Source organism: Thiohalophilus thiocyanatoxydans, assembly GCF_004366735.1.
Taxonomy (GTDB): Bacteria; Pseudomonadota; Gammaproteobacteria; order UBA6429; family Thiohalophilaceae; genus Thiohalophilus; species Thiohalophilus thiocyanatoxydans.
In genome coordinates, this window is record NZ_SOQX01000004.1 from 21849 (window position 1) to 47798 (window position 25950).

The window sequence follows — 25950 nt, forward strand, 5'->3', positions numbered from 1 at the left end:
ACACCGGCATTGCGCGGATCAGTAATGTTTTAATGAATCGATAAACAGCCGGTTTTGCGGTAAGCGATGCTGGACAAGACGTTCGGTCAGGGCGGCATAGCGATCCGCTGGCCCGTTCATGTACACGTCGTACTCTTCCAGAACGGGATAGTCCATGACTATCTGTTCGGCCAGCTTTTCCACGGTCTCGTCGAAGCCAGGCGGCTCGCTGCTCATATCTTCCTGAAATATCGGGGTATAGACAAAGTTGTCCAGGGCATCCTCCAGGGAGCGGACATAGTTGGCCAGATAATACTCGTCGCGGTTTTTCACCAGCCAGTACAGATGCATCGGTTGCGAGCTTTCCAGTGCGATGCAATGTTCGATCAGGCTTTTCATCGGCGCGATGCCGGTATCGTTGGCGATAAAGATCATGGGTCGCCGGGAATTCTCATCAAGGGTAAAGCTGCCATGCGGGCCGGCGATACGCATCGAAGAACGCGGCGTGATGTTATTGAAAATGTACCGGGCGAAGGGGTCCTCTTGCGAATATCGAACATGAAACTGCAGATACATGCCGTTGCACGGACAACTGGCGACAGACTTGCTGCGTGGCGCCAGGCCGTCAATGTGCAGGGTCACATACTGGCCGGCCAGAAAGCGCAGGGTCTGACTGCGTGGCGTGCGTAGCTGCAAAACCCGCACATTGTCCGCCACCTCATCCACTTTGTAGACTTTGGCGTCGATCTCCTGATGCGGAACATCTTCGGCACTGCCGATGGTACGGCTTTCGATGACCATGTCGGAGCCGGGGGTGGCGGAGCACATCAAAAACAGCCCCTGATCTTTTTCATGTTGCCGGAAGGCATAATCGTGAGGCAAATGTTTTCCAATCTCGCCGCTGATCAGGCGCGCGGCACATTGTCCGCAACTGCCGTTGTTGCAGTTATAGGGTACATTCATGCCGGCGCGCAGGGCAGCTTCCAGCACGGTTTCCCCGCTGGCGGCTTCAAATGTTCGCCCGGAAGGCTCGATACAGATACTGGACACGATTCACCCGCTTCATCATTGTGTTTCAATCGTTACAGCATACTATGTTCTGGCTACTGATCTAAATGGTGGTCGTGTCAGTTAAAACAAGGTGACGTGTGAATCATGGATAACCCCATGGTTTGCAGGCTTGCGTTGTTCTCTGTCGGGTAGCAGACTTTATCCTGTCATCAGGAGGAAGTGCCATGTTTGCCGCCATGAAAAACACCGCCATGCCCAATCCCACGGAAGCCCTGCCGGGACGCGAGGAACCGATGCCGGTTCCCGAGGCACACTTTGTCAACGGTAATCCCCTGTTGCCCCCGTATCCGGAAGGGTTGCAACTGGCATTGTTCGGTATGGGCTGTTTCTGGGGAGTGGAGCGGATTTTCTGGCAACTGCCGGGTGTTTATACCACGGCGGTCGGCTATGCCGGCGGGTATACCCCCAATCCTACTTATCAGGAAGTGTGCAGCGGCATGACCGGGCACAATGAAGTGGTACGTGTGGTATTTGATCCGCGGCGGATCGGTTACGGGGAACTGCTGCAGGCGTTCTGGGAAGGGCACGATCCTACCCAGGGAATGCGCCAGGGTAATGATGTCGGCACCCAGTATCGCTCCGGTATTTACACTTACAACACGGAACAACGTGAGTTGGCCGAAGAGAGCCGGCGTTGTTATCAGGCGTGTTTGCAGGAGGCGGGCCGCCCGGTCATTACGACCGAGATCCGCGAGGCACCGGAATTTTATTACGCCGAGCATTATCACCAGCAATATCTGGCCAAGAATCCCGGCGGTTATTGCGGACTGGGCGGGACGGGGGTGCGCTGTCCGGCGTTGACGTCTGTCTGAAGGCCGTTGCGATGCGGCCTGTGTTAAAAGCCGGTGGCCCGCCGGACGTTATTGCAGTTTTCGATATGCCGGGAGAGAGCCTGCTCGGCCATCTGCCGGGTACTGAACGGGCCGCGATCTATCCCTTCCCGGCAGGCGAAATACCACTGACTGCCGATATTGAAAAAACGTCCGCTGCGAAAGGGGACTGGTCGGGTTTCCCCGTGGCGTGGTTTCGGGGTTTCGCTCATACCTGTCTCCTCCTCGAATGGCGCGTGATGCAATCTGTATAGACACCTATAGCCAACTGTTGATGAAAAATCAAACAAGGGGGAATCGGGCCGGATGGATGGTGGTATTCCGGTTACCAACGGTTAAATACCCGGTTTTTGTCACAGTATGGATACCGGCCTGGCCTCAACCCTGGACCGTCACCGTAATGCGCCGTTGATGCGCGGCGGTGCGGTGTTCCCACAAATAGATTCCCTGCCAGGTGCCAAGCGCACAACGCCCGCCGCTGACCGGCAGGCTGAGATCGGTCTGGGTCAGGATGGTGCGCACATGGGCGGGCATATCATCGGGTCCCTCGTCGCTGTGCTCGAACATCGGATCGCCGTCCGGCACCACATGGGCCATGAAGGTCTCCAGATCCCGGCGCACCGCCGGGTCCGCGTTCTCGCACAGAATGAGCGAGGCGCTGGTGTGGTGCACAAACACGTGGCACAGTCCGGTCTCGATGCCGGTACGCTCGACCACTTTGCGCACACTGGCGGTAATGTCATAAGTCCCGCGGCCACGGGTGGAAACCGAAAACTGCTCCTGTGCCAGCATGAGGTTGTTTATCCGTATGAATGTCGGGCCATTATAAGCGAGCCGGGTGGCGGATTGAACCGGCCCGGCCGGTGAGAGAGCCCCTTTGTCAGGGCCTGATTTTTTGTTTCCCGGCGGCTTGTGGTGTGGCGATCGATTGCCTATACCTTATAAGTAAGAGATGTAGTTAATCGACATTGTCAGGAGAGTGGTATGCGCACCATCCAGATCCATTTTGACGACACATTGGACGATCAACGGCGGGAACAGCTTCGCAGTGAACTGATGGCGCTGCCCCATGTCAGCAACGTCGAAGTCGAGGCGAGCAAGGAGCATGACATGCTGATCGAATTCGAGGAGCGGCACAACATGCCCATGAGCATCATGGATGTGTTGCACAATCAGGGGCTACACCCGGATATTACCGCCTGTTGAATTCAACCCCGCGTCGTGGTCAGAAACGCGCCATCCGGCGCGTTTTTCATTTCGGGGCTGTTTGAAAGGGGACGTCCGGTTTTCTGCGCAGCAAATTCATGCTAAAAAATTGCGAGGGAAACAGGAGCAAGGCAATGAGAACAACGACTTTCCGGCAGGTTTACCATGTCCGATAACCTGATTGTCTATACCGGTGAACAACTGGCCCGTTATCATTTCGGCGCCGATCATCCCTTTGGCCCGAAACGTCATGACGCCTTTGTCGAACGATTCAAACAGAAACAGCTGGATCGCCGAGTGAGTCATGGCGCGCCGGTCGGCGCCAGCGAAGAAGCGATCGAACGGTTCCATCTTCGTGAATACGTGGAGGAGGTCAAGGCCGCCTCCGAAAGCGGCGGCGGGATGCTCGACCCGGACACCCCGGCGGTCAAGGGCATTTATGAGGCCGCCGCTACCGTGGTAGGTACCGGCCTGGCGGCGCTCGAACAACTGATGCAGGGCCACTACAAACGGGCCTTCATCCCTATCGGCGGATTGCACCATGCGTATCGGGATCGCGCCGCCGGCTTTTGCGTGTTCAACGACTGCGGTGTGATTATCGAGACCTTGCGCGAGATCTACGGGATAAAACGGATCGCCTACGTGGATATCGATGCTCATCACGGCGACGGCGTCTTCTACAGCTTTGAATACGATCCGCAACTGTTCATCGTCGATGTGCATGAGGATGGCCGCCATCTTTATCCCGGCAGCGGCGCCTCGGAAGAGACCGGCAAGGGCGAGGCCGCCGGGACCAAGCTTAACATTCCCATGCCCATGCAGGCCGATGACGAGCAGTTTCTGGACATCTGGCCCGAGGCGGAAAACTTCCTGGCGCAGAAAAAGCCCGAGGTGATTCTGCTGCAATGCGGTGCCGACAGCCTCAAGGGCGATCCCATTACTCACCTGCACTACAGCGAGGCCACTCATGCCCATGTGACCCGGCGCCTGTGTGAACTGGCCGATCAGCACAGCCAGGGTCGCCTGCTGGCCCTGGGCGGGGGCGGGTATAACCTGGATAATCTGGCCACAGCCTGGACCACGGTAGTGGAGCAGATGATCACGTATCCAGAGGCGTAATATGCCACAGCTGCAACACTGGAACGAAGCCGAAGACGGTCCGCTCAGCGAAGCGGCCCTGACCGACAAACTCGAACGCCAGGGCTACAGCGTCAATCGTTACGTCTATCCCCCGGGCACCGTCTTCCCGCCCCACACCCACGCGGTGGACAAGATTGACGCCGTGCTCAGCGGCCGCTTCCAGCTCGAAATGGAAGGCGAACGCGTCATCCTCGAACCCGGCGACAGCCTCGCCGTCCCCCGCGGCGTCGTGCATAGCGCTGAAGTGGTCGGCGACGAACCGGTCGTCAGCCTCGATGCCGTGCGAGTATAAAACCCAACGCAGAGGCGTTTATGCCCGTTGTATGGGTGCAAAGACGCAAAGAACGCAGAGGAAATTTTTCAAACAGGTTAAATAAAACACTCCAGGGATACCAATATCCAAAGGGTTGCAAAGTTTTCCTCGCCCCTCGTAACTCGCCCCTCGGCCCTGCGCCTTTCAGGCGCGCATGGTATAATTCACAATCCAACATTCAAAATTCAACATTGCCCTGAGAATTATGGCTGATCTGTTCAGTATTACCGCGCCGCTGATGATTCGTACGCCCGATGGCGAGGAGAAGGTTATCGCCCACCATTTCCCGCATCCCAGGGGATTGCTGTATTTTGACCTCTACTGGCACGAGGGCCAGCCCTGGGAACAGACACACGTCATCGAAGGTGAGATACAAGGTGACGGCCCCTGGAAAATAGGTGACCATGTCATCAATCTGGTGGGTTGCCATGGCACCAATCCCGAGCTGGCTATGCAATTTGAACAGTGGCAGACCTATTTGCAGCGCGCCGATGTGGATTATCCCCCCGAACCCTTAATCACCGCGATAGCCAGAAAAATGGGCGCCAACCTCGAGTAGTATTATTCCCTCACCTGCAAGGGGAGGGTAAGGGCGGGGTGATACAAATTAGCCCCTGCAAACCCACCTCGTCCCTGCCCGAAGGGCCCGGGCAGGGGCCTTGGTCCGGTGACAAACGCGAACCATTTGCATTATCATCAGTCACTGCCTCTTATCATTGAGTAATCACACCGCCATGACCACAAAACTTGTACAAAAACACCTTTTTAAAGGCACCCGGGAATTCGAAATAGTCAATGACGTTATTAATGTGCGCATGAAAACGCCATTTAAAGAGGAGAAAATCACGGTGGGGTTGACAGTCCTGGATCCTGAGCCTGTTATTAATAAACCCTATCTTGAGTTTAATGGTCGTGCCGAGTCCGAGCCTATGCTGTCCCTGTTTCTGGATAAACCAAACACTGAAGAATTTAACGCTTTTGTTGTGGCGTTGCAGAAACAAATACTGGCCGCAGGTAATGCTGTTTCCGGGCTTGATGCGGACTCTTACCCTGCAGGGATCGCTGGAAACGTTTATGAGGAGCCGCCGGAATTCGAGGAGTCTGATCAGAAACGATTTAAATACAACAATAAATCGATTGATGCGGCGAAACTCGAGAGCGCGATTCAGATGCTGGAGAGGTATGTCGAAGACGAAGAAATCAAGCCGTTGCTCTTTGCCATGAACGCCCTGAAAGACGATCCGAAAAATGAATCCTGTATGGAGCAGGTGGTGAATGCATTCAATGAGCTGGGAATTGTGCAGGGTGCGGTATTAACGTACGCACCCTACATCAGTGTATTGCTTATGGATGATCCCTATGGCGATAATTAACCGTTTTGCGACAGGAAGTTGTGTTAGAAACTGAAAGCAGTTTCTTTGCCAGGTGGGTCAGAGCTGGCTTAGAAGGTTTCTCCACCCCCGGCTCTCGTTTTCAGGTGTGAATAACGGTTGTTTGGCAATACAGGCCTGTTCGAGTTTTTCGTGGAAGCTGTTGTCGGTTTCCGCCTTCAGCATAAGATCAGCCAGGGCCTGCTCATTTTCCACCGGATAATAGCCAGGGTAGTCTTCGCCAAGCAGCCCGAGGGATCCTTCAATGTCCGAGGCGATTACCGGGATCCCGGCTACAACGGCTTCGGAAATGACATTGGCTCCGCCCTCCATGCGCGAGGGTAACACCAGCAGATTGGTCCGCTGGTATATCTGTCTGATTCGGTGATGGGCAATTTCATCATGCCAGGTGTAGCGGGGATTGGCCTCCATCTCCATGCGTGCCAGCTTTGCCCACTCGTCGCTGTGCGCTTTGCCGTACTGATGTACCTTGATACGGCTGCTGTCTGGCAGGTGGCGGGCAGCGAGTGCCGGCCGCAGGGGGTCCTTTTCCTCACGCAAATGTCCCATTACCGAGATATGGAAATAACGCTTGTATGGCTGGCGTTTGGCAATGGGCCTGGCCGACTGGTAAATGACGTGCATCTTGTGCCGCGCATCCGGCGGCAGTGTATTGCTGATGAGATCGTGCAAACCGACCAGATGACTGGCCAATCGGATCGATTGCAGGGTGATATCGGGATGAGTATGTATAAAGCGGTAGGCATCGGTACCTGTGATGGCAACAATAAGGGGGCGCCGGGGAAATGCCTCGGCGAATTGCTGAATGGAGCTGGCGCTGCGCCAGGCATGTAACGCGATCATAAGATCCGCGTTCTGCCCGCTGAACCCGGTGGTGATCTCCACCCGATGACCGAACGAGGTCAGGATCGCGGCCCAGCGAGCGGCGGTGGCCCGGTTGCCGGCCCGTGATTTCGGTGGTGCAGGTGTGACCAGAATGATGCGCATAATCGATTAGGTTAATCCGGTAAAAAAATTATTGTTTTCAGAATCACATGTTGTTTCTGAAAGGGCGTTGCGGGTCCGGCTCCACAACTTTATACTGATTCTATCGCACAAGAATCCTGTCATTCATTGATTTGCTTGTTGGGCAGAATACAATAATCCGAGTAACTCAGGCATGTATAAACTTAATCCGGATCAAATTGCAAAGCAAATCGAGGATGCGCACCAGCGCAGCATGGCGCTTGTTGACGGTCTGTCTTCGGAACAATTAATGGGTCCCAGGTTGGCCATCGTCAATCCGTTACGCTGGGAGATCGGCCACGCGGCCTATTTTTACGAGTACTGGGTGTTGCGCCAGCATCTGCACAGGCCTCCGATCCGTGAGGATGCCGATCAGCTGTACGACTCGATTTCGATCGCCCATGATGAACGCTGGGACCTGCCGTTGCCGACGATGCGGCAGACACTGGAATATATCCAGACGGTCAAAGAACGGGTAAAAGCCTGTCTGGCAAACGGCGAGGATGCGCAACGGGATTACCTCGCGCAATACGCGGTCTTTCATCACGACATGCACAACGAGGCCTATACCTATACCCGCCAGACACTGGACTATCCCGCCCCCGATATTGGCAAGCCGGGATACCGTATACTGGATGCCGGCGGACTGGAAGGGGATGTAAAAATACCCGGTGGCGAGTTTATGCTGGGAGCCAGGCCAACAGATGGTTTTGTCTTCGATAACGAAAAATGGGCACATCCTGTCGAACTCGAATCGTTTGATATTGCTAGAGCGGCGGTGAGTAACGGTGATTATCTGCGTTTCGTCGAAGCCGATGGTTATAACAAGCGTGAATACTGGGATGAAGAAGGCTGGGAATGGCGTAACAAGGCCCGGCTCGAACATCCCGTATACTGGCGTCTTGATGCGGATGGCTGGAAGATAAAGCAGTTCGATCAGTGGCAGCCGATGCCTGTGAATGCGGCGTTGATCCACGTCTGCTGGCATGAAGCCCAGGCCTATTGTCGCTGGGCCGGCAGACGCCTGCCGACGGAAGCCGAGTGGGAAGCCGCGGCAGCGGCTGAACCCTCGGCAGATGGCCGTACCTTATCACCGGTCAAACGCCGTTTTCCCTGGGGAGATAATCCGCCACGACCGGATCAGGCCAATCTGGATGGCTACGCGCTGGGCGTAGTGGATGTCGGGGCGCATGCTGCGGGCGACAGTGCTTTTGGTTGCCGGCAAATGATGGGTAACGTCTGGGAATGGACCCAGGACACGTTTATGCCCTTCCCCGGTTTTGAGCCCGATATGTATCAGGACTATTCGCAGCCATTGTTCGGGATAACCCGGGTTCTGCGCGGCGGTGCCTGGCCCACCCGCGGGCGGCTGATTCGCAATACCTGGCGGACCTACTATGGTCCTGAGCGAAATGATGTTTTCGCCGGATTTCGTACCTGCGCCGAACGTTGAGTTGACAGACCGGTTGAGTTGTTATGCATAAGATGGACGTCCCTGTTGTCAAAGATCTGGTCCTCATCGGCGGGGGGCATTCCCACGTTTCGGTTTTAAGGCGACTCGGCATGCGACCGGTCCCGGGGTTGCGGGTTACTGTGGTGACCCGGGATATTCACACGCCGTATTCCGGTATGCTGCCCGGTTTTATCGCCGGTCATTATGACTATGACGAGTGTCATATCGACCTGGGACCGCTGGCCCGCTTTGCGGGCGCACGTCTTTATCATGCCGAAGTCGAATCCTTGGATCTGGACAATAAAATCGTGCATGCCGCCGGGCGCCCACCAATCGGGTATGACATTTTGTCTGTCAACACCGGTTCACGGCCGTCCAGTGTCGATATCCCCGGTGTGGATGACTTCGCATTGTCCGTCAAGCCCATCGACGTTTTCCTGAATAAATGGGATCAACTGATCGAGCAGGTTCGTGCAGGCAAGAGACCTTTTCGCATTGTCGTCGTTGGCGGTGGAGCCGGTGGCGTGGAGCTGGCGTTAGCGACGCAGCTGCGGTTGCAAACAATCCTTAAAGCGGCTGGCAAGGATCCCGAAAACGTGGTTTACACGATTATCAGTGCCAGCGACGACATCATGCACATGCATAACGCCGGAGTGCAGAAACGTTTCGAGCGAATACTGGCGCAACGTAATATCACGGTCAAAACCGCAACACAAGTCACGCAAGTCAAAGCGGACAAGGTGCTTACCGCCGACGGCAAGGCGTATGCGGCGGATGCCGTACTCTGGGTTACCACGGCGTCGGCGCCGGAGTGGCCGGCCAAAGCCGGTCTGGCGGTGGATGAAGCGGGTTTTATCCAGGTGGATGAACACCTGCAATCCCTGTCACACAAAGATGTATTTGCAGCGGGAGATATCGCCTCCTTGACCGATTCCCGTCCCAAGTCCGGCGTCTTTGCTGTTCGACAGGGACCGGTGCTCGCGCACAACCTTCCGGCTGCTGCCACTGGCAGGCGTATGCGTCGCTACCGGCCACAGAAGAACTTCCTGGGGCTGATCAGCACGGGCGATAAATACGCGGTGGCGTCACGCGGTAACTGGTCTTATGAATCGGCCCGGTTGTGGAGTATCAAGGACTGGATCGATCGTCGCTTCATGCAAAAGTATAACGAGCTGCCCGAGATGGATGAGGAAGGCAGTCCCGAGCTGGCTGCCGGGATCGCCGATGCGGCGGCGATAAAGGAACTATCCACCCTGGCGATGCGTTGTGGTGGTTGCGGTGCGAAGGTTGGCGCCACGGTACTGTCCCGCGTTATGCAACGCCTGCCTAACACACAACGTGACGATGTCTTGATCGGCCGGGATTCTCCCGATGACTGCGCCATGTTGACCGTGCCGAAAGACAAGGTCATGGTGCAGAGTGTTGATTATTTTCGTGCTTTCATCGAAGACAGCTATACATTTGGCGCCATTGCCGCCAACCATGCGCTGGGCGATGTGTTTGCCATGGGGGCCGAGCCGCAATCGGCATTGGCCATTGCCACAGTCCCCTACGGTCGTGAACGTATTGTGGAAGAAACGCTGTATGACGTGCTGGCCGGTGCCATGCACATTCTCGAACCTTCCGGCGCCGTGCTGGCCGGAGGCCATTCCAGCGAAGGCGCGGAGCTGGCTTTTGGCCTGACCGTCAACGGCCTGATTGATCCCGATAAAGCCTGGCGCAAGGAGGGTTTGCAGCCGGGCGATGCCCTGGTGCTGACCAAACCCATCGGCACGGGAACGCTGTTTGCGGCAGAGATGCGTGGCAAAGCCCGGGGGCGCTGGGTCGACGCGGCCATCCAGTCGATGCTGGTCTCCAGTCAACAGGCCGCACACTGTTTACAGCGCTACGGGGCTACCTCATGTACCGATCTGACCGGCTTCGGACTGGTGGGTCATTTGATTGAGATGACCCGGGCCTCGGAAGTTGATGCCACCCTGTATATGGATGCCTTGCCGTTACTGGATGGCGCCCTGCAAACCGTTGAGGCAGGTATTCTGTCTTCCCTGCAGCCGCAAAACCTGCGGCTGCGGCGTGCCATCGACGATATCGAACGCGTGTCACGTCATCCGGCATATCCTTTGTTATTCGATCCGCAAACCGCCGGCGGCCTGCTCGCCGGCGTTCCCCGGGATCGGGTGAGTGCCTGTATTGAAGAGCTGCATCAAATGGGCTATCCGGCGGCGGTAACGATCGGCCAGATCGAGCCACGTTCGGACCGGGAAGCGCCCATTCGCATCCAGTAACGCACGAATTGTACGATCCTTCGTAACAGCGCCATGATCTCGCCACGCGCTTGACTTGCACCAGGGACATATTGCAAGACGACCGTTCCGTATAGATTATACGGGGTTTTCAAAAGGCAATAGCGCGATGCGCTTCTTTGGCTTCTATTGAGAATGATCAATTTGCTGTTGTCCCGCATAGATGACGTGGTCTTTCAGGGTTTAAAGTGCCTGTATCGGGCTCCATGTCCTTTTGCAAGATAGAAACTGCAGACTGTTCTGAAGGAGGGCATATGTTTCTGGAAAAAATCAAATCACCCGGATTGGCTCATCTGTCGTATGTGATTGGCGCAGGCGGCCAGGCGGCGGTGATCGATCCGCGTCGCGACATTGAAGTTTATGAGGAAATCGCTGCGGCGAATAACGCACGTATTAGCTGTATATTTGAAACCCACCGCAACGAGGATCTGGTCTCCGGCGCCGGCCTGCTGGCCGAGCGTACCGGGGCGACGGTCTATCACGGTCCCAACGCGGCCGGCGAGGTGCGCTATGCCGAAACCGCGCGCGATGGCCAGGAAGTGCAACTGGGCGATCTGCGTCTGAAGGTCCTGGAGACGCCCGGTCATACGGACGACAGTATTTCCATCGCGGTCTATGACAATGCCAGTGGCAAGGAGGCGGTTGCCGTGTTTACCGGCGATGCCCTGTTCATCGGTGATGTCGGTCGGACCGACTTTTATCCGGAGCGGGCCGAGGAGGTGGCCGGACTGCTGTACGACAGCCTGCAACGGATTCTCGCCCTGGGTGATCAGGCGATCATGCTGCCGGCTCACGGCGCCGGCTCGGTCTGCGGCAGCGGCATGGCGGATCGCGAGTTCTCGACGCTGGGGCACGAACGGCTCAACAATCCCCGCCTGCAGATCACCGGGCGCGACGAATTTATCAAGGTGAAGGTGGCCGAACATCACTATCAGCCGCCGTACTTCCGGCTCATGGAGGCGCTTAACCTCAGTGGCACCGATCCCATGGACCCCAACCCGGCCGCGCTGGGCGTCGAAGATATCAAGAGCCTCGGTGAGCAGGTGCTCCGGGTCGACGTCCGCAGCGCCGAAGCCTATGCCTCGGCGCATCTGCCGGATTCGCTGTGCGTGCCTGAAGAGATGATCCCGGCATTCGCCGGCTGGTTGATCAAACCGGAGCAGCGACTGGTGCTGATCGCCGAGAATGCCGAACATGCCTGGCAGGCTGCCCGTCATCTCGGCCGCATCGGCTTTGATCGGGTCGAGGGTTATCTCGCCGGCATCATGGACTGGGTGACCGCCGGAGAGCCATTTGCCAGCGTCGATTTCGTCGATACGGCTACCGTCGAGCAACGGTTGAACAAACCGTCCGTCGACTGGCAGTTACTGGATGTCCGCGGACTTGAAGAAGTCGAGACGCAGCGCATGCCAGAGGCCATACATGTCTATGTCGGCGAATTGCCTGATAAACTCAAAGAGCTGGACAGCAACAAGGCCTGGACCGTTATGTGCGGCAGCGGCCAGCGTGCCGCCATCGCGGCCAGTGTGCTGGAGCGCGGCGGATATAACAACGTGGATGTGTACCTGGGCTCCATGACAGCCTGGCAACAACAGAAACACGCGGCATGAAATCGTTGCATTGATGATTGAAGCCATTGGGCTGGCCAGATGGATTAATTTTTCAATCTGGCACAGCCCTTTTCCTGCTCACCTTCCTGAACGCGACCACCACGCAGCCAGTACCGATCCCGACAGATTATGCCAGATACTGAACAGTGCGCCCGGCAGCGCCGTTAGTGCGCCGATGGCCGGGAAATATTTCAGTGCCAGGGCCACGGCGAGCCCCGAATTCTGCATGCCGACTTCGATAGCAAGGGTTCGGGCGGTTACGGTGTTGTAACGAAACAGCCGGGCAAACAGATAGCCGCCAGCCAGGCCCAGGGCGTTGTGCAGAATCACGGCAATCAACAACAGTGGACCAATCTGCCAGAGACGTTCGGTATTCAATGCGACGATGATGGCGATGATCAACACAATGGCCACCACCGACAGCCACGGGAAGAGTCCCTGTACCTTGCGAACATACGACCCTGCCAGCGTATTGATGGCCGCGCCAAGTAATACCGGGGCGGCGATGATCTGCAAGACATTCAATAACATATCGAGCACCGGCACGGGCACCTGTTGCCCGACATAGAGCCAGGTCAACAGTGGCGTGAGCAGGACGGCCAACAGGGTCGAACTGAGCGTCAGGCTGATGGATAGCGCGACATTGCCGCGGGCCAGATAGCAGATCACGTTCGAGGCGGTCCCACCAGGGCTGGCCCCGACCAGCACCAGGCCGATGATCAGCGCGCTCTCCAGTTGCAGGCCGTGACCGATCAACCAGGCAGCCAGTGGCATGATAATAAATTGCAATGCCAGGCCCAGCCCGATTACTCCGGGTTGCTGCCAGACTCGCGCGAAGTCACGCAGGGTCAGCGTCATCCCCATGCCGAACATGACGAGCATTAACAGGGGAATGATCCCGCCTTTCAGCGGAGTGAACAAAGTCGGTTGCCACAGGGACAGCGCACTGAGCAGCAGGGCCCAGAGGGGAAACAGGCGAATCACAAAAGCAGGCATGGCGTTGTTGTTTTGGTCAGGCTTCGGTGCGATTGTATACCATTGTCACCGTCATCCTCGAACAGGAGTTACCATGCAGTACTATCGTGTGGGCAAACCGGTGCGCGATCGCCTGCTTGATCTGTCGGTAGAGAGCAATGAATGGGTGGTGGTCGGTGCCGATCATGACACGATGCTGGCGCAGGGTTTTCAGTCGCTGGATGTCAGTGCCGGACTGTACCGTGATCCACAAACGGATGAGCCCTATCAACTGGCCCGGCGCGAAGTGCGAGAGTACAACAGCGGAAGCACGATCCTTGAAATCAGCGCTCGGGCCGATCTGGACTCGGAACTGGCAATCCGCGATCTGACCATTCATGCCATGGCACTGGACGACCAGGATCACCTGATCGATCCCTTCGATGGTGAAGAGGATTTACAAAACGGCCTGTTACGCCATGTTACGCCCCATTTCGCCCGCCATCCCGACTATCTGTTGAATATTGGCGTGGAAGCGGCCTGCCTGGTGAAATGGGGCTTTCATATCGCGCATGGCACCTACGGCTTGCTCAAGCGCATGGTGGCAGAGGGGAGGGTGGAACAGTTACCCCCGGCGTCCTGGGCCGAGGCAATCCGTGCCACGCTTGTCGAGGGGGCCACGCCTTCAGAATGTTTCCGGGTCTGGCAACGCTGCGGCGCGCTGGCAACGATCAGCCCATCGCTCGATCAGTTATATGATAAAGAACAGGCCCATGAGTCAGAACAGCGCTCCCCCGGGGCGTTGGCCTGGCTAGATGAGGCGGTTCGCGCAGGGCGTGGCAGGGAACAGATCCTTGGCGACTGGCACGCGCGACTTGGCAAGGATGCGGAAGTCATTTATCACCAACTGGGAATTTGATTCTCTGGAGTCCTGTTACGCAAGGCCCTTCTGGCAGGGGCAGGTTCCCGATTCTGGTATCCGGCTGTGTAAACCCATCAGGTTGTTCGCGGAAAGCCTCAACCGGCTAACCGGCGGTTTGTAATCCAGGCTGGCATGAGGGTGGTGCCAGTTGTACTCATGCAGCCAGACCGGAAGCTGCCGGGCGTTTTGCGCCGAATTGAGGACGCCCGGGCGCAGGCCACTCGTGCAGCTCGGTTTGAATAAATCGCTCGGCCTTGCCATTGGTTCGAAGGCTGTACGGTTGGTCAGCCGATGCGTCAAACCCAGGCGTCGGCACAGTCGTTGAAAAGGGGCCGCGGGTGTTGTCGGATTGGCGATATTTAAAATAGGGATAACAGCCGACCATCATGGACTGCCGGCGTTGTACGATACGGGGCTTGACAGCTGATCGGCATCGGTGAACACTGCTGAAAGCAGTTGATAATTACGCGAATCAAGCCGGAAAGGGAATGGCGGTTGATCGGAAGTTCGGAATGCCTGGAGCGCTGTTTGGCATTTCTGTGTAGCGAAGCAAATCTCCCTACCCCTCTCCCCTGATTGGTGAATCTCCGGCTATCCAGGTCTGGTTAAACCAGCCAATCACATGATCGAACAGGAGGTCGTACATGTGAGAGCACAGAGCGTTTTATGGATGCTTGGTGAGCAGCTCGGTACCGAGGGTCGTCCGGTCGTGACCCGTATTGAGCCGTTGAAACTTCTGAACCGGCGGTTATCGTTTATCATGTACTGCCGGATAATTACCGATGACGGGCGCGACCGGCTGGCCTGGGCCAAGATTCTCAATCCTTCGGTTAATCCTGAAATCAAACAGCGGCGTGTTGCCCGGGATTTCGATCTCAATAATCATCTCTATGGTGCTATCGACACGACCGGACAATTCCGGGTACCAGAACCTGTTTATCATTCACCTGAACATCGCCTGGTAGTTACAGGGCACATCGCAGGGACCGTTTTACAGACAAAGATCGAGTCTCATGCCCTTGGCTTCACATCCGCCCGGGATATCCGGGGATTGGAGTATGACTGCAGACTGGCGGGCGGGTGGCTGAGATCATTTCAGGCGCTTACCGAGGGATATTGCCCGGGCCAGGAGTCTGGCATCGAACTCATGAAAGTGAAGGGCGCTGGCCGTATCGTTGAGCAAACAATCGACCGCCTGCGTCAACTGGTTGATGAGGATCCCCGGTTGCTGGAACCTGCACTGGTGAGTGAAATAACGTATTTTTTGAATACTAACCTTGCGGATCACCGATCTGGTGAGGAAGCCGTTTGCAGTATTCATGGCGACTTCTTTGCCGGAAATCTGATGGTCGATGGTGAGACAATCGCAGGCCTCGATTTTGAAAGTACTACCTGGGGCTCGCCCCTGTTTGATCCCGGCTATTTTGTTTTTCAGTTGGAAACGCTCCAGGAAAAACTGCGCTACAAAAATTCGATCGTTAGTCACCTTGTTGATGCCTTTCTGAATGGCTATGGCATTGATACGGATCACAAACAGTTCTGGGATTATCGGCCTGAACTCAGAATTATTTTCCTGTCCCTCGCGATATCAAGGTTGCTTTCTCTGTCGGCTAACAGGCGATGGACGTCTGCACGGGGCATATATCGGCATATGATTGCTCGTAATTTAATAAAAAGGTTGAAGTCTCATATTAGATTTCATCAGGGTCCATGACTGATATGGTTGATTCCCTGGGATACCTGTTTTGAAAATTGGTGCCTGACCATGCTGCGAGATAGCCCGGATCAGGACGATGATGAATCCTGGCAGGTTGAGCTGAAGGAACTGACCAATCTGGTCGAGGTACATGCGGACTCGCTCAGGGAGGCTTCCAGGCGAGGCAAGTTTGAACTCGACAGGTTTCAGTTCCGGTTCATCAAACGGGACAAGAATACCGTCTACTATGTGACCGGGGATCATGCCTGGTACCTTAAACTGCCTGTCAGTATCAGAGAGCGTATGATGCAGCGGGAATCCCTTGGTGTCCGGGTGACTTCGGAGAGTCTACCATATGTCCAGGGCTATTATGCCGCCAGAGCCGCCACGGTATCGCTGCTGAAAGGCTATATTCTTGTTGCCGAGGTTCGAGGTCTGCCACTCAACCGGTTTCTCTATATGAGTGCTTTTCGTATGCCGGGTTTTGATCAGTCAGGCCTGTGCCGTGTGTATGAAAATCTGGGCAGGACACTTGGTCAGTTGCATAATCTTCCTGTCCAGGAGGATCTTATTGAAAGCGATCGGAGTGTTCGGAAAACGGCTTCCCGCTGGTCTCCCGAAGACTGCTCAGATCAGAAGCTACGACAAGTTATGGAGTTGGCCCTGAAAAAGGTGCCAAATGCTGCGACAAACTGCCTGGTACATGGTAATCCCCGCATGGATAATATTCTCGTAAAGAATGAGAGTGTCTCCCTGATCGATTTCGAGAACACAGGCATTGGATCGCCTTACGATGATCTGTCCATTGTCTGTAGTCAACTGGAGGTGCTACGCGCGCTGTTGTGGTTTCCTGAAACAGCTCCAGGGAAAGCCCGGAGAACATTCCTGGATGCGTATCGGAACGAACATGATATCGATGAAGCTATACTCCGGGATTGTGTCGCGATCAGGCTTGTGGAATTTTACAGGGAATATGCGCGAAAGGGCGGCAGGATAGCAGGTATCCCTATTATCAGTCGGAAGCTTCATTCACTGGTTATTGAAATGCTTGCGTGAGGAAAAAACGGGCATGGAATGTTGAGAGGGATGGGTATTGTCTTGTTACCGTCGAGTGAGAATACTGCCATTACCTGTTGGCCGCTACCTCTTTCCTGATTGCGTCGCCATATCCTGGATTATGTGGTCCACATCCAGGAACTTTATCAATTCATGTTTCTTGTCCATGGTGTCCTGATAGCCCAGGTCGATCAGCCTGCGGGTATAGGCGCGTTCGAATAGCAGGTAGCTGACCAGGTCGGAGCCATCGGAACGATAGGCACCGATGCCGCGCAGCAGCAGACGCATGCTGCGCGGAAGCTGATCGATGTATTCCTCGGCCAGATCGCCGATATCCTGGCTGGGCGAGATGACCAGGGTGTCGATATGGCGCAGGGGAAAACCGTGCTTGTCACGCTGTTTTTGAGGAATCAAATCCACGGTGTCGTTAATCCGTTCCAGTCGTTCGATATCGGCATCCAGCGAATCGAGAAAGATGCTGTCCAGCACATGTCCGGCGATCTGGCCAATGGTGGGGGGGCGGCTTTCGTGCGTGTGTTGATGTTGGGGGGCCGCGCGTTCCATGTGGTTGCCGATGATCATGACCTTGTCGGCACCCAGATGCAGGGCCGGACTGATCGGCGCCATCTGGCGCATGGAGCCGTCGCCGAAATATTCCCGGTTGATTTTCTGCGGTGGGAATACGAACGGGATTGCCGAGGAAGCCATCAGGTGGTCGACGTTGATTTCGGTGCGGACCCCAATACGCCGGAATCGGTTCCACGGTTCGAGTTCGGGCTGACCATGGAAGAACGATACCGACTGGTGTGAGCTATAGCCGGAGGCGTTGATGCTCAGGGCGTGTAAAAAACCCTTGTCGATGGAGTGCTGGATATCTTCGGTACGGATGTATTGTTCGAGCAGGTTCTGCAGGGGGGTGCGATCCAGCAGGGAAAGTGCACGACTGTGGTGACTCATGCCCAGCGACATCAGTGCCATGAACCAGTTGAAACTGGTACGCAGGATGCCGAGTGCGTCGGTGCGAAACACCTGTTCGGCGTGAAAGTTGGACCAGATGATCGCGATGCGCTGCACTGACTTGCGAAAGTTGTAGGCGTGGGTCGCCAGCGCGCTGGCGTTAATGGCTCCGGCCGAGGTGCCGCAAAGAATCTGGAACGGGCTGCTGGCCCGGCGGGGCAAGATGTCGGCTACCGCCTTGAGTACGCCGACCTGATAGGCGGCACGGGCGCCGCCGCCGGTCATGATCAGGCCGGTTTTCGGTTTATCGGACTGCATGGGTGCTGCCTGTCGGGTTATCGCTGTTATACAATCAGGCTCTCCTGCTCACACTTAATAGCATAGTCAGAGATTGTCATGCAGCCAACTCGTTCGTCTGTTTCTTTGTCAATTATCACGTTTTGGCCGGATTTTTGCGCCGGTGTACTATGAACAGCATGCTGTATCGTCAAAGTCTGGTGCTCGGCAGTCTGTTTATTATTCTGTCTGAATTTATGTTCGCCTCAATGGGCGCGGCGGTCAAGGCCGTCTCCGCCGAGATGCCCAACGAAATGATCGTCTTCATGCGCAACCTGTTTGGCGCGCTGGTGCTGTTGCCGTTGTTGTGGCGATACGGCTGGCGGCATCTGCAAACCCGCATCTGGTATCTGCATGTCATGCGCGGTGGCTTCGGCGTGGCGGCCATGTACTGTTTTTTCTATGCCCTGGCCAATATGCCGCTGGCCAGCGGTATGCTGCTGAAAATGACCTCGCCCCTGTTTATTCCGCTGGTAGCCATTGCCTGGCTGGGCGAAGGGATCACCCGTCGCGCCCTGCTGGCCGTGGTGGTCGGTTTCATTGGGGTGATTCTGGTGCTGCAACCGCAGGGCGGGTTCGAGGCCGTGGCGGTGATCGGGCTGCTGGGTGGCGCGCTGGCGGCGGTGGCCAAGGTGACCGTACGCCGACTCGGTCGCAGCGAACCCACCACCCGTATCGTGTTCTATTTTGCCCTGGTGGCGACCCTGGTCTCGGCCGTGCCGCTGAGCTGGAGCTGGCAAACACCCGATACCGACAGCTGGTTATTACTGCTGTTGATTGGCATAGTGGGCACACTGGGCCAGTTGCTGCTGACCCGCGGCTACAGCATCGCACCGCCGTCGCAGGTGGGGGCCTTTACCTATACCTCGGTGGTGTTCGCGGCGCTGTTCGGCTATCTGTTCTGGGACGAGATGGTCGACTACCTGTTTGTGATCGGGGCGCTGATCATTGCCGTGGCGGGCATGCTGGTCTTGCAGGAGCGCCAGAACGTGAGCCTCAACAGGGCCCGTTTTGATAACGAACCGTTGTGATTTACTATACTGAACAACCTGCAGGAGCAACAACACGATGACGGACAAACAACTGTGGCTGTTACGCCATGCCAGGGCGGATGCCGGTGACAAGGGCATGGACGATACTGATCGTCCGCTAAGCCACGACGGACGAGATCAGGCGACGCGATTGGGCCAGTGGCTGGCGCAGCAGGATTTGCGTCCCGGCCTGATTGTCAGTTCACCGGCCGTTCGTGCCCGGCAGACTACTGAGCTGATCTGCCGGGCCCTGGGCGTTGATCTCAACCATATCCGTTATGATCCCGGTCTGTATCTGGCTTCGCGCAACGAACTGCTGGGGATCATTGAAGGCATGACGCTGCCCAACAGCTCGGTCATGCTGGTCGGGCACAACCCCGGACTGGAGGAATTACTGGGCTGGCTGTGTCCCGAACCGTTGCCCCGCACACAGGAAGGCCAGTTGCTGACTACCGCCAATCTGGCCCGGATCAGGATCGCGGATAACGCTACCCCCGCCGAGGGCAGCGGCCAGTTAATTGATCTGATTCGGGCCGACGAACTGGCATGAGGTGGGACAACAGATGCAAGTCTGCGAATTGTGCAGGCGGCCAGAAAGCGGTCTGACCAAACATCATTTGATCCCACGTACCCGCCATCGCAACAAGCGGGTGAAAAAACTGTTCAGCCGTGAAGAGATGAGCGGCCGGGTATTGTGGCTGTGTCGTCCCTGCCATCACCACATTCACCGGGTTCTGGATGAAAAACAGCTGGCCCTGGAATACAACACCCGTGACAAGCTACTCGCCCATCCCGAGATCGTACAGTTCGTCGACTGGCTGGCCAACAAACCGGCCGGCTTCAAACCGCGCTCATCCCGTTAGTTTTGGCTATGGCACTGAATGTATCAGGACAATCGTTATTCTGCGGGGAGAGGGGACAGCAGTGCCACTGAAAACACCGACTTCACCGAAACCACCGAAACGATACACGCATTATTTTTTTCAGGTGTTATTCGGTGTGTTCACTGTTTTGGTGGTTAGCTTTTACGTGGCATCACCCCTGCCGAGTCGACTAATGGCCTGTTTGGGCTGGGGTCATGGCGGTGGTATTTCGGAGGGGACCTGCTAAAACTCATTCAAGGGCCTGCCGTTACAGACAGGGAAGCATCAACGATGCAGAATATACCCGCAGGGTTTGCGGGGTGACAAAACGGGCGGCGGTTGCGTATGAGCGGGAGGGGTGATGGATTCTACCGGGTTGATTTGCAGGCCAGGTCTGGAGCCGGCCGAACCGCTGTATACCCGGGTGCCGATCCGGGATGAAAGCGGACAATACCTTACAGATTTCATGATGATTATTCCCGGTCTGCGCCAGCGATCCGCGCAGCTACGTCAGGAGGTGCTTGGCCGGATTGATCATGTCCTGCAACTGTACAGGCGCACGGTCGTCTTTGCCGATTTTAATATGAAAACCAGCGTATTGTGGGTCTCGGTCAAACCGGTGCCGGGGATCTGCCTGGAATTGCCGGCAGTCATCAAGTTTCACGTCCCCGAGGCCCTGCTGGTCAGCCATCGTGCACCCGGCTGAGGTGTTAACAATGTGTTGAATGAATAACTCCGCATTTGTCAGGGCAGGGGGCGGGCCTTCATAATAGCTGCCAAATTGATAATCAACGGAGAAGGTCATGGCAGAAGCCCTGAATGCGGAGGCACTCGACACCCTGTTTCGCAAGGCACGCAGTCATAACGGCTGGCAGGATCGGCCCGTCAGTGATGAACTGCTGCAACAGCTTTATGATCTGATGAAATGGGGGCCCACCGGCGCCAACTCCTGTCCCGCCCGTATCGTGTTCGTTAAATCCGACGACGCCAAGGCGCGGATGAAACCGGCGCTGGCTGAAGGCAATGTGGAAAAATCGATGACCGCGCCGGTGGTGGCGATTGTCGGCATGGATCTGGAGTTTTACGAAAAACTGCCCAAGCTGTTTCCGCACACCGATGCCAAATCCTGGTTCGAGGGCAAGTCACAGAAAATTCAGGACAGTGCGCATCGGGATGCTTCCCTGCAGGGGGCCTATATGATGCTGGCGGCACGCAGTCTGGGACTGGATTGCGGCCCGATGTCCGGGTTCGACAATGCCAAGATGGACGAGGCGTTCTTCCCCGACGGTACGATCAAATCCATCTTTCTTTGCGCCATGGGTTATGGGGATGAGTCGAAGCTCTATCCGCGTGGACCGCGGCTCGACTTCGAGGAAGCCTGCCGTATCGAATAGCCCGGGACACGAGCAGACAACAGAGCGGCCACCTTCGGGTGGCCGTTGTGTTTATGCCGTTGAGAAAATTGTAATGCGGGAGGTGGATGCCTGTTTGTCGATGTGACTTTTGCGCAGGGTGCTTCAGGGTTATTCCCTCGTGTGTTCCGTATCCCGTGACGTGTCCCGGCGCGCCCCGGTGACATGTTCGGCCACAAACTTCTCGGCATCCTGCTTATCAATAAACGGCCCCCGGATGCCCTCGCGGGTGAGGGCATACCAGCCTTGATTCATGACATGAAAATAGCGATCGTCGTTGATGCGATCATGCCGTCCGGAGCGAGGAGTACTTCCTCCTAAAGTTCGCACATGATCCATTTTGCTACTCCTCTTCTCTCACCAGAAACGTGCTACAGAGTAAGGGGTCGGGTGTGAACCGTCTGTCAGTTAATGCGGACTTTCAGTGTCAGTTTTATCTGAATGTTATGTAGGAACTGGCTGACAGATTCTGTAGGAAAAGTCTGACAGCCTCTCCCCGGCTCGAGGGTGGGAATGAGGGTGTGATTGCGGGGACCTGCAGGGGGACTGAGCGGGCCACGGCCAAGGCCAAGGCTATTTGCCCTGGATGTACCGTGCGTCGTCAAAGGTCTCGATCCACTCGGGCCGCATGGCGACCAGAATGGTGGTGAACATGCCGGTGATGAAGGCCTCGGGGAACATCATCAGCGGCATATAAGGGAAGTAGTCGTAGGCAAGCTGGTCGGGACTGTAGGCGCCGGCGATCAGCAGCAGGAACGCGGCAAGGCTGGCGGCACCGGCCATGGCCAGGGCCGCGCCGAAAAAGCCGTTGATAAAAATATAGATGAAGACATGGTGGGGCAGTCTGGATTCGGCCAGACGCAGGATCCCGGTGCTGATCAGGATCGGGGTCAGGCCCATCACCAGCACATTGAGCGGATAGGTCTGCCAGTCGCTGCTGCCATTGTAGATAAGGCCAAGCAACACCAGACTGATGACGATCAGCGCCCGCTGCCAGCCGAACATCAGGGTCATCAGGGTGGCGCCCAGATAATGGTATTCCAATCCCGGCAGGCGGGTGGTGGTGATCTGCCACAGCAGGATCAGCGCGACGCTGCTGCCGAGAAAAACGTGGGCCCTGTGCGGTTGTTCCAGGTACTGCTGCCAGGCGATCTGCCGGATGGCAAGCAGCAGAGCCACGGCATAGAGAACTCCGGCGATCCATAGCCAGCTTTGCGGCACCATGTCGGCGGGGTAGTTCACCAGTCAAACTCCACGATCTGAGCGTTGGCAAAATGCAGTTGCGTCATCTGCTGATCGTCCAGGTCGTTTAATAGCGCACTCAGCGCGCGCAGGGTTTCCTCATGGACTACCAACAGAATAGACCGTTCGGGCTGCTGGCGCAGCCAGTCGACAAAGCGCGCGATGCGCTGTTTGTGCTCCAGCAGCGATTCACCACCGGGCGGCCGGGTGTGCAGGGGATCGGCGCCGATGGCGGCAAAGTAGTCGGCGACCGGCCGGCCGTCAAAGCCCGAGCGGATATCGTTGAGGTCGGGGTGTGCGCTGACCGGCACCTGGTGATGGCGATTGACGATATCGGCGCTCTGTCGGGTGCGGGGCAATTCGGAGGTGATAATCCGCTGCAGGGGTTTATCGCGCAGCTCTTCGGCGGCGGCCTCGATCTGGGCAATGCCGGTGTCCGTCAGGTGGACGTCGCGTCCCGGGTCATCGTTGCACAGGCCCTGATCATTGAAATTGGTGCGGCCGTGACGCATGGCGTAAAGTGGCATGAGCTTCACCGTGGCATATCAATCACCGTTTATAATATCATGGCAACACGGCCTTACGGCAGTGATACCCCGATGCTGACAGAGAAGGAGCGCAATTGAGCCAGCCCAATATTCTAACCATTCGCCCCGATGGACCGTTGCAATTCGAAGGCGATCTCACCTTGCAGGATGCCGACGGCAATGTTCTGTTGCAGGGTAACGAAGCCTGGCTCTGCCGTTGCGGCCGGTCACGGGACAAGCCCTATTGCGATGGCGCGCACAAGCATTGCGGGTTTACCGATCCGGCAGTGTTTGAGGATACCCGCGGTGAATCCCTGCAGAGCGATAGTGGCCACCTGACGCTGATCGTCAAACAGAACGCCATGTTGCTCGTAAAGGGTCCGTTGACGCTGGTGAGTCGGGATGGCCAGTCAGGTTCCACCCGCAACCGTACTGCCCTGTGCCGTTGCGGTGAGTCAAAAAACAAGCCATTTTGCGACGCCAGCCATAATGCCTGTGGTTTTCGCGGTTAAAGCATGGCAAACAGCCAGACCCGGCAACTAACCCCGACAGCCAAATCCGGCAACCAAACCGGAGAAAACCTATGGTCACATCGATTATTCTCATCAACGTCGAGCGCACGAAAATCAATGACGTGGCCGAGAAACTGGCTGCGATGGACGAGTTTTCCGAGGTCTACTCGGTCAGCGGCAATTATGATCTGGTGGCGATAGCCCGGGTACCGAATAATGACGCGTTGTCGCAACTGGTGACAGGAAAACTTGTGCAGATTGATTCAATACAACATACCGAGACCATGCTCGCATTCCAGGCCTTCTCCCGGCACGACCTCGAAGCTCTATTCGCTATCGGTTCCTGAGTCCGGCCAGGGGCGGGCATGTACTCCCCGAATGGCCTGCAAGGCGTCCGGTAAATGCTGGAAGGCATGATCACCGCCATCAAACAGTCGGATATCGGCGCAGTTGTCATAGCGCTTGGCGGCCAGTCGATAATCGAGCAGTTCATCGCCCTTATCCAGCAGCAACAGCGTCGGCGGTGAGGCGATACAGGGGTGCGGCACATCCAGCGCCCGCAATGCATCCAGATGGCGGGCGGTCAGCGTATAACGCTCGCCCGTATAGTAATTGACGTTTTCACCCAGACAGGTTTCCAGCGTGGCCAGCGGCATCAGCGCCGGATTGATTAACACCCGTTTGAGGGCGTAACGTTGCCCGAGATACTGGGCGTAATAGCCTCCCAGAGACGCCCCGGCCAGCAACAGATTGGTGTCCAGCCGCAATGATTCCTCGATCAGGTGTTGCAGCATGACGATGGCCCGCGCCGGTTCATAATGGTAAGTTGGTGTCAGCACCGGTATGTCGTCCAGTTGCTCGCGCAGGAACTGGCCCTTGGCCGAGGCGCCGCTGCTGTTGAAACCGTGTAGATAAATAATCATCAGCTGTCGCGATGTTAATGTTTTTATTTGTTGAATCAGGCTTTGCCGGGATATTACGCTACATTAAATAGAGACACCACCTCGGGAATGTCGCACTTCATATGAAAACACCGCAAGAACGCTATCGGTCGGATCTCGAACGCAACGGATTTGTCTATGACCCGCAGCAGGCCGCGGCGGTGGAACAGACCCAGCGACTGTACGAGGAACTGCTCGCGATGGATGAGTGGCGGCCGGGTCTGCTGGCACGGCTGTTCGAACGTCAGCCTGAACCGGTACGGGGAATGTATATCTGGGGTGGCACCGGACGGGGCAAAACCTATCTGATGGACTGTTTTTACGACTGCCTCCCGTTTCGAAACAAGCATCGCGTGCACTATCACCGTTTTATGATCGATATCCATGCACGGCTTCGTGATCTGCCCCGTTCTCCCGATCCGCTGGTGGTCATTGCCAATGAAATTGCCGATCAACTCAAGGTGCTCTGCCTGGACGAATTCCATGTGCACGATATTGCCGATGCCATGTTGCTGGGCGGACTGCTCAGGGCGTTATTCGACAAGGGCGTGACACTGGTGGCAACCTCCAATATACCGATTGACGATCTGTATAAAAACGGCTTACAGCGCGAACGTTTTATGTTTGCCATCGAGTTACTTAAACACTATACCCATGAAGTGGATTTGCGACAGGGAACCGATTACCGGTTTCGGCTTCTGGAAGCCAGCCAGAAATTTTATGTTGCCGGGCCCAAAGAGGGTGACAGGCTGATTGCCGCCGCGATCGAGAAAATGGCACCGGATACCCTCAAACATGATCGTCAGTTAACCGTGAATAAACGGCAAATTGCTTATCGGGCCCTGGCTGACGATGTGATCTGGTTTGATTTCAACGCGCTGTGCAATACGCCGCGTTCGGCCAATGACTATATCCAGATTGCCCAGCAATTTCACACAATCTATATAAGTAATATATTTCGCATGAGTGAAGCGCACGACAGTGTTGCCAAGCGTTTTGTACACTTGATCGACGCGCTGTATGATCATAATGTCAAACTGGTTGCGGCGGCTGAAGTACCTCCCGCTGAACTGTATGCGGGCGGGCGCCTCGCGTTTGCTTTTGAACGGGCAGTCAGCCGGATTGCCGAGATGGGCAGCGCGAATTATCTCGCCTTGCCGCATCGACTGCGGAGCAATCGTCTTAACTGAGGGAGAATCA

The 25950-nt window shown here is 56.2% G+C and carries 30 protein-coding genes and 1 pseudogene; 20 read left to right on the forward strand and 11 right to left on the reverse strand.

Annotated features, from left to right (window positions below):
• Positions 1–18: 18 nt before the first annotated feature.
• A complete protein-coding gene (locus EDC23_RS08295; RefSeq protein ID WP_134083403.1) occupies positions 19–1029 on the reverse strand; it encodes a 2Fe-2S iron-sulfur cluster-binding protein in 1011 nt (336 codons plus the stop codon).
• Positions 1030–1214: 185 nt separating this feature from the next.
• On the opposite strand from EDC23_RS08295, the gene msrA reads away from it, so the two are divergent.
• Positions 1215–1862, forward strand: a complete 648-nt coding sequence (msrA, locus tag EDC23_RS08300; protein ID WP_134083406.1) for a peptide-methionine (S)-S-oxide reductase MsrA — start codon at positions 1215–1217, stop codon at positions 1860–1862.
• A 23-nt stretch (positions 1863–1885) separates the two neighbouring features.
• Here msrA and EDC23_RS08305 read toward each other — a convergent pair whose 3' ends face one another.
• Both EDC23_RS08305 and EDC23_RS08310 read right to left on the reverse strand, forming a co-directional pair.
• Positions 1886–2092 carry a DUF6316 family protein gene (locus tag EDC23_RS08305; protein WP_134083409.1) on the reverse strand — a complete coding sequence of 69 codons (207 nt, stop codon included), beginning with the start codon at positions 2090–2092 and terminating at the stop codon, positions 1886–1888.
• A 166-nt stretch (positions 2093–2258) separates the two neighbouring features.
• Positions 2259–2672: a secondary thiamine-phosphate synthase enzyme YjbQ gene (locus EDC23_RS08310; RefSeq protein WP_134083412.1), complete on the reverse strand. Its 414-nt coding sequence runs from the start codon at positions 2670–2672 to the stop codon at positions 2259–2261.
• Positions 2673–2864: 192 nt separating this feature from the next.
• Between EDC23_RS08310 and EDC23_RS08315 the strand changes: the two genes are divergently transcribed.
• From EDC23_RS08315 to EDC23_RS08335, 5 genes are all read left to right on the forward strand, one after another.
• Positions 2865–3086, forward strand: coding sequence for a hypothetical protein (locus EDC23_RS08315; RefSeq protein ID WP_134083415.1), 222 nt, complete (start codon positions 2865–2867; stop codon positions 3084–3086).
• Positions 3087–3251: 165 nt separating this feature from the next.
• Positions 3252–4205 (forward strand): arginase family protein, encoded by a 954-nt coding sequence (locus EDC23_RS08320; RefSeq protein WP_134083418.1) that lies wholly within the window; start codon positions 3252–3254, stop codon positions 4203–4205.
• Between the two features lies 1 nt (position 4206).
• Entirely contained in the window at positions 4207–4518 is a 312-nt protein-coding gene (locus EDC23_RS08325) for a cupin domain-containing protein (RefSeq protein ID WP_134083422.1), read from the forward strand.
• A gap of 226 nt (positions 4519–4744) precedes the next feature.
• Positions 4745–5098, forward strand: coding sequence for a hypothetical protein (locus EDC23_RS08330; protein WP_134083425.1), 354 nt, complete (start codon positions 4745–4747; stop codon positions 5096–5098).
• Between the two features lie 175 nt (positions 5099–5273).
• The gene (locus EDC23_RS08335) at positions 5274–5912 is read left to right on the forward strand and encodes a hypothetical protein (protein ID WP_134083428.1); all 639 of its coding nucleotides are present in this window, start codon (positions 5274–5276) and stop codon (positions 5910–5912) included.
• A 57-nt stretch (positions 5913–5969) separates the two neighbouring features.
• Here EDC23_RS08335 and senB read toward each other — a convergent pair whose 3' ends face one another.
• Complete coding sequence (gene senB / locus EDC23_RS08340) at positions 5970–6917, reverse strand: selenoneine biosynthesis selenosugar synthase SenB (RefSeq protein WP_134083431.1); 948 nt, start codon at positions 6915–6917, stop codon at positions 5970–5972.
• 172 nt (positions 6918–7089) lie between these two features.
• On the opposite strand from senB, the gene senA reads away from it, so the two are divergent.
• The 3 genes from senA (at position 7090) to EDC23_RS08355 (ending at position 12301) form a co-directional block, all read left to right on the forward strand.
• Entirely contained in the window at positions 7090–8388 is a 1299-nt protein-coding gene (senA, locus tag EDC23_RS08345) for a selenoneine synthase SenA (RefSeq protein ID WP_134083434.1), read from the forward strand.
• A 23-nt stretch (positions 8389–8411) separates the two neighbouring features.
• Positions 8412–10673: a selenide, water dikinase SelD gene (gene selD, locus EDC23_RS08350; protein WP_134083437.1), complete on the forward strand. Its 2262-nt coding sequence runs from the start codon at positions 8412–8414 to the stop codon at positions 10671–10673.
• Between the two features lie 272 nt (positions 10674–10945).
• Positions 10946–12301: an MBL fold metallo-hydrolase gene (locus EDC23_RS08355; RefSeq protein WP_134083440.1), complete on the forward strand. Its 1356-nt coding sequence runs from the start codon at positions 10946–10948 to the stop codon at positions 12299–12301.
• A 78-nt stretch (positions 12302–12379) separates the two neighbouring features.
• Here the strand turns inward: EDC23_RS08355 and EDC23_RS08360 are convergent, their stop codons facing one another.
• Positions 12380–13297: a bile acid:sodium symporter family protein gene (locus EDC23_RS08360; RefSeq protein WP_134083443.1), complete on the reverse strand. Its 918-nt coding sequence runs from the start codon at positions 13295–13297 to the stop codon at positions 12380–12382.
• A gap of 73 nt (positions 13298–13370) precedes the next feature.
• Here EDC23_RS08360 and EDC23_RS08365 point away from each other — a divergent pair, with 73 nt between their 5' ends.
• Positions 13371–14174, forward strand: a complete 804-nt coding sequence (locus EDC23_RS08365; protein ID WP_166668812.1) for a hypothetical protein — start codon at positions 13371–13373, stop codon at positions 14172–14174.
• Between the two features lie 15 nt (positions 14175–14189).
• On the opposite strand, the pseudogene EDC23_RS08370 reads toward EDC23_RS08365, so the two are convergent.
• Positions 14190–14504: pseudogene (locus EDC23_RS08370) on the reverse strand (integrase core domain-containing protein); the annotation flags it as partial.
• Positions 14505–14799: 295 nt separating this feature from the next.
• On the opposite strand from EDC23_RS08370, the gene EDC23_RS08375 reads away from it, so the two are divergent.
• Positions 14800–15891: a phosphotransferase family protein gene (locus tag EDC23_RS08375; RefSeq protein ID WP_134083452.1), complete on the forward strand. Its 1092-nt coding sequence runs from the start codon at positions 14800–14802 to the stop codon at positions 15889–15891.
• 51 nt (positions 15892–15942) lie between these two features.
• Positions 15943–16929: a phosphotransferase family protein gene (locus EDC23_RS08380; protein WP_166668813.1), complete on the forward strand. Its 987-nt coding sequence runs from the start codon at positions 15943–15945 to the stop codon at positions 16927–16929.
• Between the two features lie 84 nt (positions 16930–17013).
• Here the strand turns inward: EDC23_RS08380 and EDC23_RS08385 are convergent, their stop codons facing one another.
• Positions 17014–18204: a patatin-like phospholipase family protein gene (locus EDC23_RS08385; protein WP_134083459.1), complete on the reverse strand. Its 1191-nt coding sequence runs from the start codon at positions 18202–18204 to the stop codon at positions 17014–17016.
• A gap of 149 nt (positions 18205–18353) precedes the next feature.
• Between EDC23_RS08385 and EDC23_RS08390 the strand changes: the two genes are divergently transcribed.
• The 5 genes from EDC23_RS08390 (at position 18354) to EDC23_RS08410 (ending at position 21510) form a co-directional block, all read left to right on the forward strand.
• Positions 18354–19253, forward strand: coding sequence for a DMT family transporter (locus EDC23_RS08390; protein WP_208321328.1), 900 nt, complete (start codon positions 18354–18356; stop codon positions 19251–19253).
• A gap of 37 nt (positions 19254–19290) precedes the next feature.
• A complete protein-coding gene (locus EDC23_RS08395) occupies positions 19291–19803 on the forward strand; it encodes a SixA phosphatase family protein (RefSeq protein WP_134083462.1) in 513 nt (170 codons plus the stop codon).
• 13 nt (positions 19804–19816) lie between these two features.
• Complete coding sequence (locus EDC23_RS08400) at positions 19817–20116, forward strand: hypothetical protein (RefSeq protein WP_134083465.1); 300 nt, start codon at positions 19817–19819, stop codon at positions 20114–20116.
• Positions 20117–20477: 361 nt separating this feature from the next.
• Positions 20478–20822, forward strand: coding sequence for a hypothetical protein (locus EDC23_RS08405; protein ID WP_134083468.1), 345 nt, complete (start codon positions 20478–20480; stop codon positions 20820–20822).
• Between the two features lie 97 nt (positions 20823–20919).
• Complete coding sequence (locus tag EDC23_RS08410; protein ID WP_134083471.1) at positions 20920–21510, forward strand: malonic semialdehyde reductase; 591 nt, start codon at positions 20920–20922, stop codon at positions 21508–21510.
• Positions 21511–21639: 129 nt separating this feature from the next.
• Here EDC23_RS08410 and EDC23_RS08415 read toward each other — a convergent pair whose 3' ends face one another.
• The 3 genes from EDC23_RS08415 to EDC23_RS08425 form a co-directional block, all read right to left on the reverse strand.
• On the reverse strand, positions 21640–21867 hold the full coding sequence (locus tag EDC23_RS08415) for a hypothetical protein (protein WP_134083474.1): 228 nt from the start codon (positions 21865–21867) through the stop codon (positions 21640–21642).
• 234 nt (positions 21868–22101) lie between these two features.
• On the reverse strand, positions 22102–22770 hold the full coding sequence (locus EDC23_RS08420; RefSeq protein ID WP_134083477.1) for an energy-coupling factor ABC transporter permease: 669 nt from the start codon (positions 22768–22770) through the stop codon (positions 22102–22104).
• Entirely contained in the window at positions 22767–23297 is a 531-nt protein-coding gene (locus tag EDC23_RS08425; protein ID WP_134083480.1) for a histidine phosphatase family protein, read from the reverse strand. The genes EDC23_RS08420 and EDC23_RS08425 overlap by 4 nt, the downstream gene beginning before the upstream one ends.
• Positions 23298–23392: 95 nt before the next feature.
• Here EDC23_RS08425 and EDC23_RS08430 point away from each other — a divergent pair, with 95 nt between their 5' ends.
• Positions 23393–23809 (forward strand): CDGSH iron-sulfur domain-containing protein, encoded by a 417-nt coding sequence (locus tag EDC23_RS08430; RefSeq protein WP_134083483.1) that lies wholly within the window; start codon positions 23393–23395, stop codon positions 23807–23809.
• A gap of 71 nt (positions 23810–23880) precedes the next feature.
• Complete coding sequence (locus EDC23_RS08435; RefSeq protein ID WP_134083486.1) at positions 23881–24156, forward strand: Lrp/AsnC family transcriptional regulator; 276 nt, start codon at positions 23881–23883, stop codon at positions 24154–24156.
• Here the strand turns inward: EDC23_RS08435 and EDC23_RS08440 are convergent.
• Positions 24136–24732 carry a YqiA/YcfP family alpha/beta fold hydrolase gene (locus EDC23_RS08440; RefSeq protein WP_134083489.1) on the reverse strand — a complete coding sequence of 199 codons (597 nt, stop codon included), beginning with the start codon at positions 24730–24732 and terminating at the stop codon, positions 24136–24138. The genes EDC23_RS08435 and EDC23_RS08440 overlap by 21 nt on opposite strands.
• Positions 24733–24833: 101 nt before the next feature.
• Here EDC23_RS08440 and zapE point away from each other — a divergent pair, with 101 nt between their 5' ends.
• A complete protein-coding gene (zapE, locus tag EDC23_RS08445; protein ID WP_134083492.1) occupies positions 24834–25940 on the forward strand; it encodes a cell division protein ZapE in 1107 nt (368 codons plus the stop codon).
• Positions 25941–25950: the final 10 nt, after the last annotated feature.

Excerpts from the sequence above, each read along its gene's own strand:
- msrA (WP_134083406.1), top strand. The coding sequence starts at position 1,215 with ATGTTTGCCGCCATGAAAAACACCGCCATGCCCAATCCCACGGAAGCC.
- EDC23_RS08305 (WP_134083409.1), bottom strand. The coding sequence starts at position 2,092 with ATGAGCGAAACCCCGAAACCACGCCACGGGGAAACCCGACCAGTCCCC.
- EDC23_RS08310 (WP_134083412.1), bottom strand. The coding sequence starts at position 2,672 with ATGCTGGCACAGGAGCAGTTTTCGGTTTCCACCCGTGGCCGCGGGACT.
- EDC23_RS08315 (WP_134083415.1), top strand. The coding sequence starts at position 2,865 with ATGCGCACCATCCAGATCCATTTTGACGACACATTGGACGATCAACGG.
- EDC23_RS08320 (WP_134083418.1), top strand. The coding sequence starts at position 3,252 with ATGTCCGATAACCTGATTGTCTATACCGGTGAACAACTGGCCCGTTAT.
- EDC23_RS08325 (WP_134083422.1), top strand. The coding sequence starts at position 4,207 with ATGCCACAGCTGCAACACTGGAACGAAGCCGAAGACGGTCCGCTCAGC.
- EDC23_RS08330 (WP_134083425.1), top strand. The coding sequence starts at position 4,745 with ATGGCTGATCTGTTCAGTATTACCGCGCCGCTGATGATTCGTACGCCC.
- EDC23_RS08335 (WP_134083428.1), top strand. The coding sequence starts at position 5,274 with ATGACCACAAAACTTGTACAAAAACACCTTTTTAAAGGCACCCGGGAA.
- senB (WP_134083431.1), bottom strand. The coding sequence starts at position 6,917 with ATGCGCATCATTCTGGTCACACCTGCACCACCGAAATCACGGGCCGGC.
- senA (WP_134083434.1), top strand. The coding sequence starts at position 7,090 with ATGTATAAACTTAATCCGGATCAAATTGCAAAGCAAATCGAGGATGCG.
- selD (WP_134083437.1), top strand. The coding sequence starts at position 8,412 with ATGCATAAGATGGACGTCCCTGTTGTCAAAGATCTGGTCCTCATCGGC.
- EDC23_RS08355 (WP_134083440.1), top strand. The coding sequence starts at position 10,946 with ATGTTTCTGGAAAAAATCAAATCACCCGGATTGGCTCATCTGTCGTAT.
- EDC23_RS08360 (WP_134083443.1), bottom strand. The coding sequence starts at position 13,297 with ATGCCTGCTTTTGTGATTCGCCTGTTTCCCCTCTGGGCCCTGCTGCTC.
- EDC23_RS08365 (WP_166668812.1), top strand. The coding sequence starts at position 13,371 with ATGCAGTACTATCGTGTGGGCAAACCGGTGCGCGATCGCCTGCTTGAT.
- EDC23_RS08375 (WP_134083452.1), top strand. The coding sequence starts at position 14,800 with ATGATCGAACAGGAGGTCGTACATGTGAGAGCACAGAGCGTTTTATGG.
- EDC23_RS08380 (WP_166668813.1), top strand. The coding sequence starts at position 15,943 with ATGCTGCGAGATAGCCCGGATCAGGACGATGATGAATCCTGGCAGGTT.
- EDC23_RS08385 (WP_134083459.1), bottom strand. The coding sequence starts at position 18,204 with ATGCAGTCCGATAAACCGAAAACCGGCCTGATCATGACCGGCGGCGGC.
- EDC23_RS08390 (WP_208321328.1), top strand. The coding sequence starts at position 18,354 with ATGAACAGCATGCTGTATCGTCAAAGTCTGGTGCTCGGCAGTCTGTTT.
- EDC23_RS08395 (WP_134083462.1), top strand. The coding sequence starts at position 19,291 with ATGACGGACAAACAACTGTGGCTGTTACGCCATGCCAGGGCGGATGCC.
- EDC23_RS08400 (WP_134083465.1), top strand. The coding sequence starts at position 19,817 with ATGCAAGTCTGCGAATTGTGCAGGCGGCCAGAAAGCGGTCTGACCAAA.
- EDC23_RS08405 (WP_134083468.1), top strand. The coding sequence starts at position 20,478 with ATGGATTCTACCGGGTTGATTTGCAGGCCAGGTCTGGAGCCGGCCGAA.
- EDC23_RS08410 (WP_134083471.1), top strand. The coding sequence starts at position 20,920 with ATGGCAGAAGCCCTGAATGCGGAGGCACTCGACACCCTGTTTCGCAAG.
- EDC23_RS08415 (WP_134083474.1), bottom strand. The coding sequence starts at position 21,867 with ATGGATCATGTGCGAACTTTAGGAGGAAGTACTCCTCGCTCCGGACGG.
- EDC23_RS08425 (WP_134083480.1), bottom strand. The coding sequence starts at position 23,297 with ATGCCACTTTACGCCATGCGTCACGGCCGCACCAATTTCAATGATCAG.
- EDC23_RS08435 (WP_134083486.1), top strand. The coding sequence starts at position 23,881 with ATGGTCACATCGATTATTCTCATCAACGTCGAGCGCACGAAAATCAAT.
- EDC23_RS08440 (WP_134083489.1), bottom strand. The coding sequence starts at position 24,732 with ATGATTATTTATCTACACGGTTTCAACAGCAGCGGCGCCTCGGCCAAG.
- zapE (WP_134083492.1), top strand. The coding sequence starts at position 24,834 with ATGAAAACACCGCAAGAACGCTATCGGTCGGATCTCGAACGCAACGGA.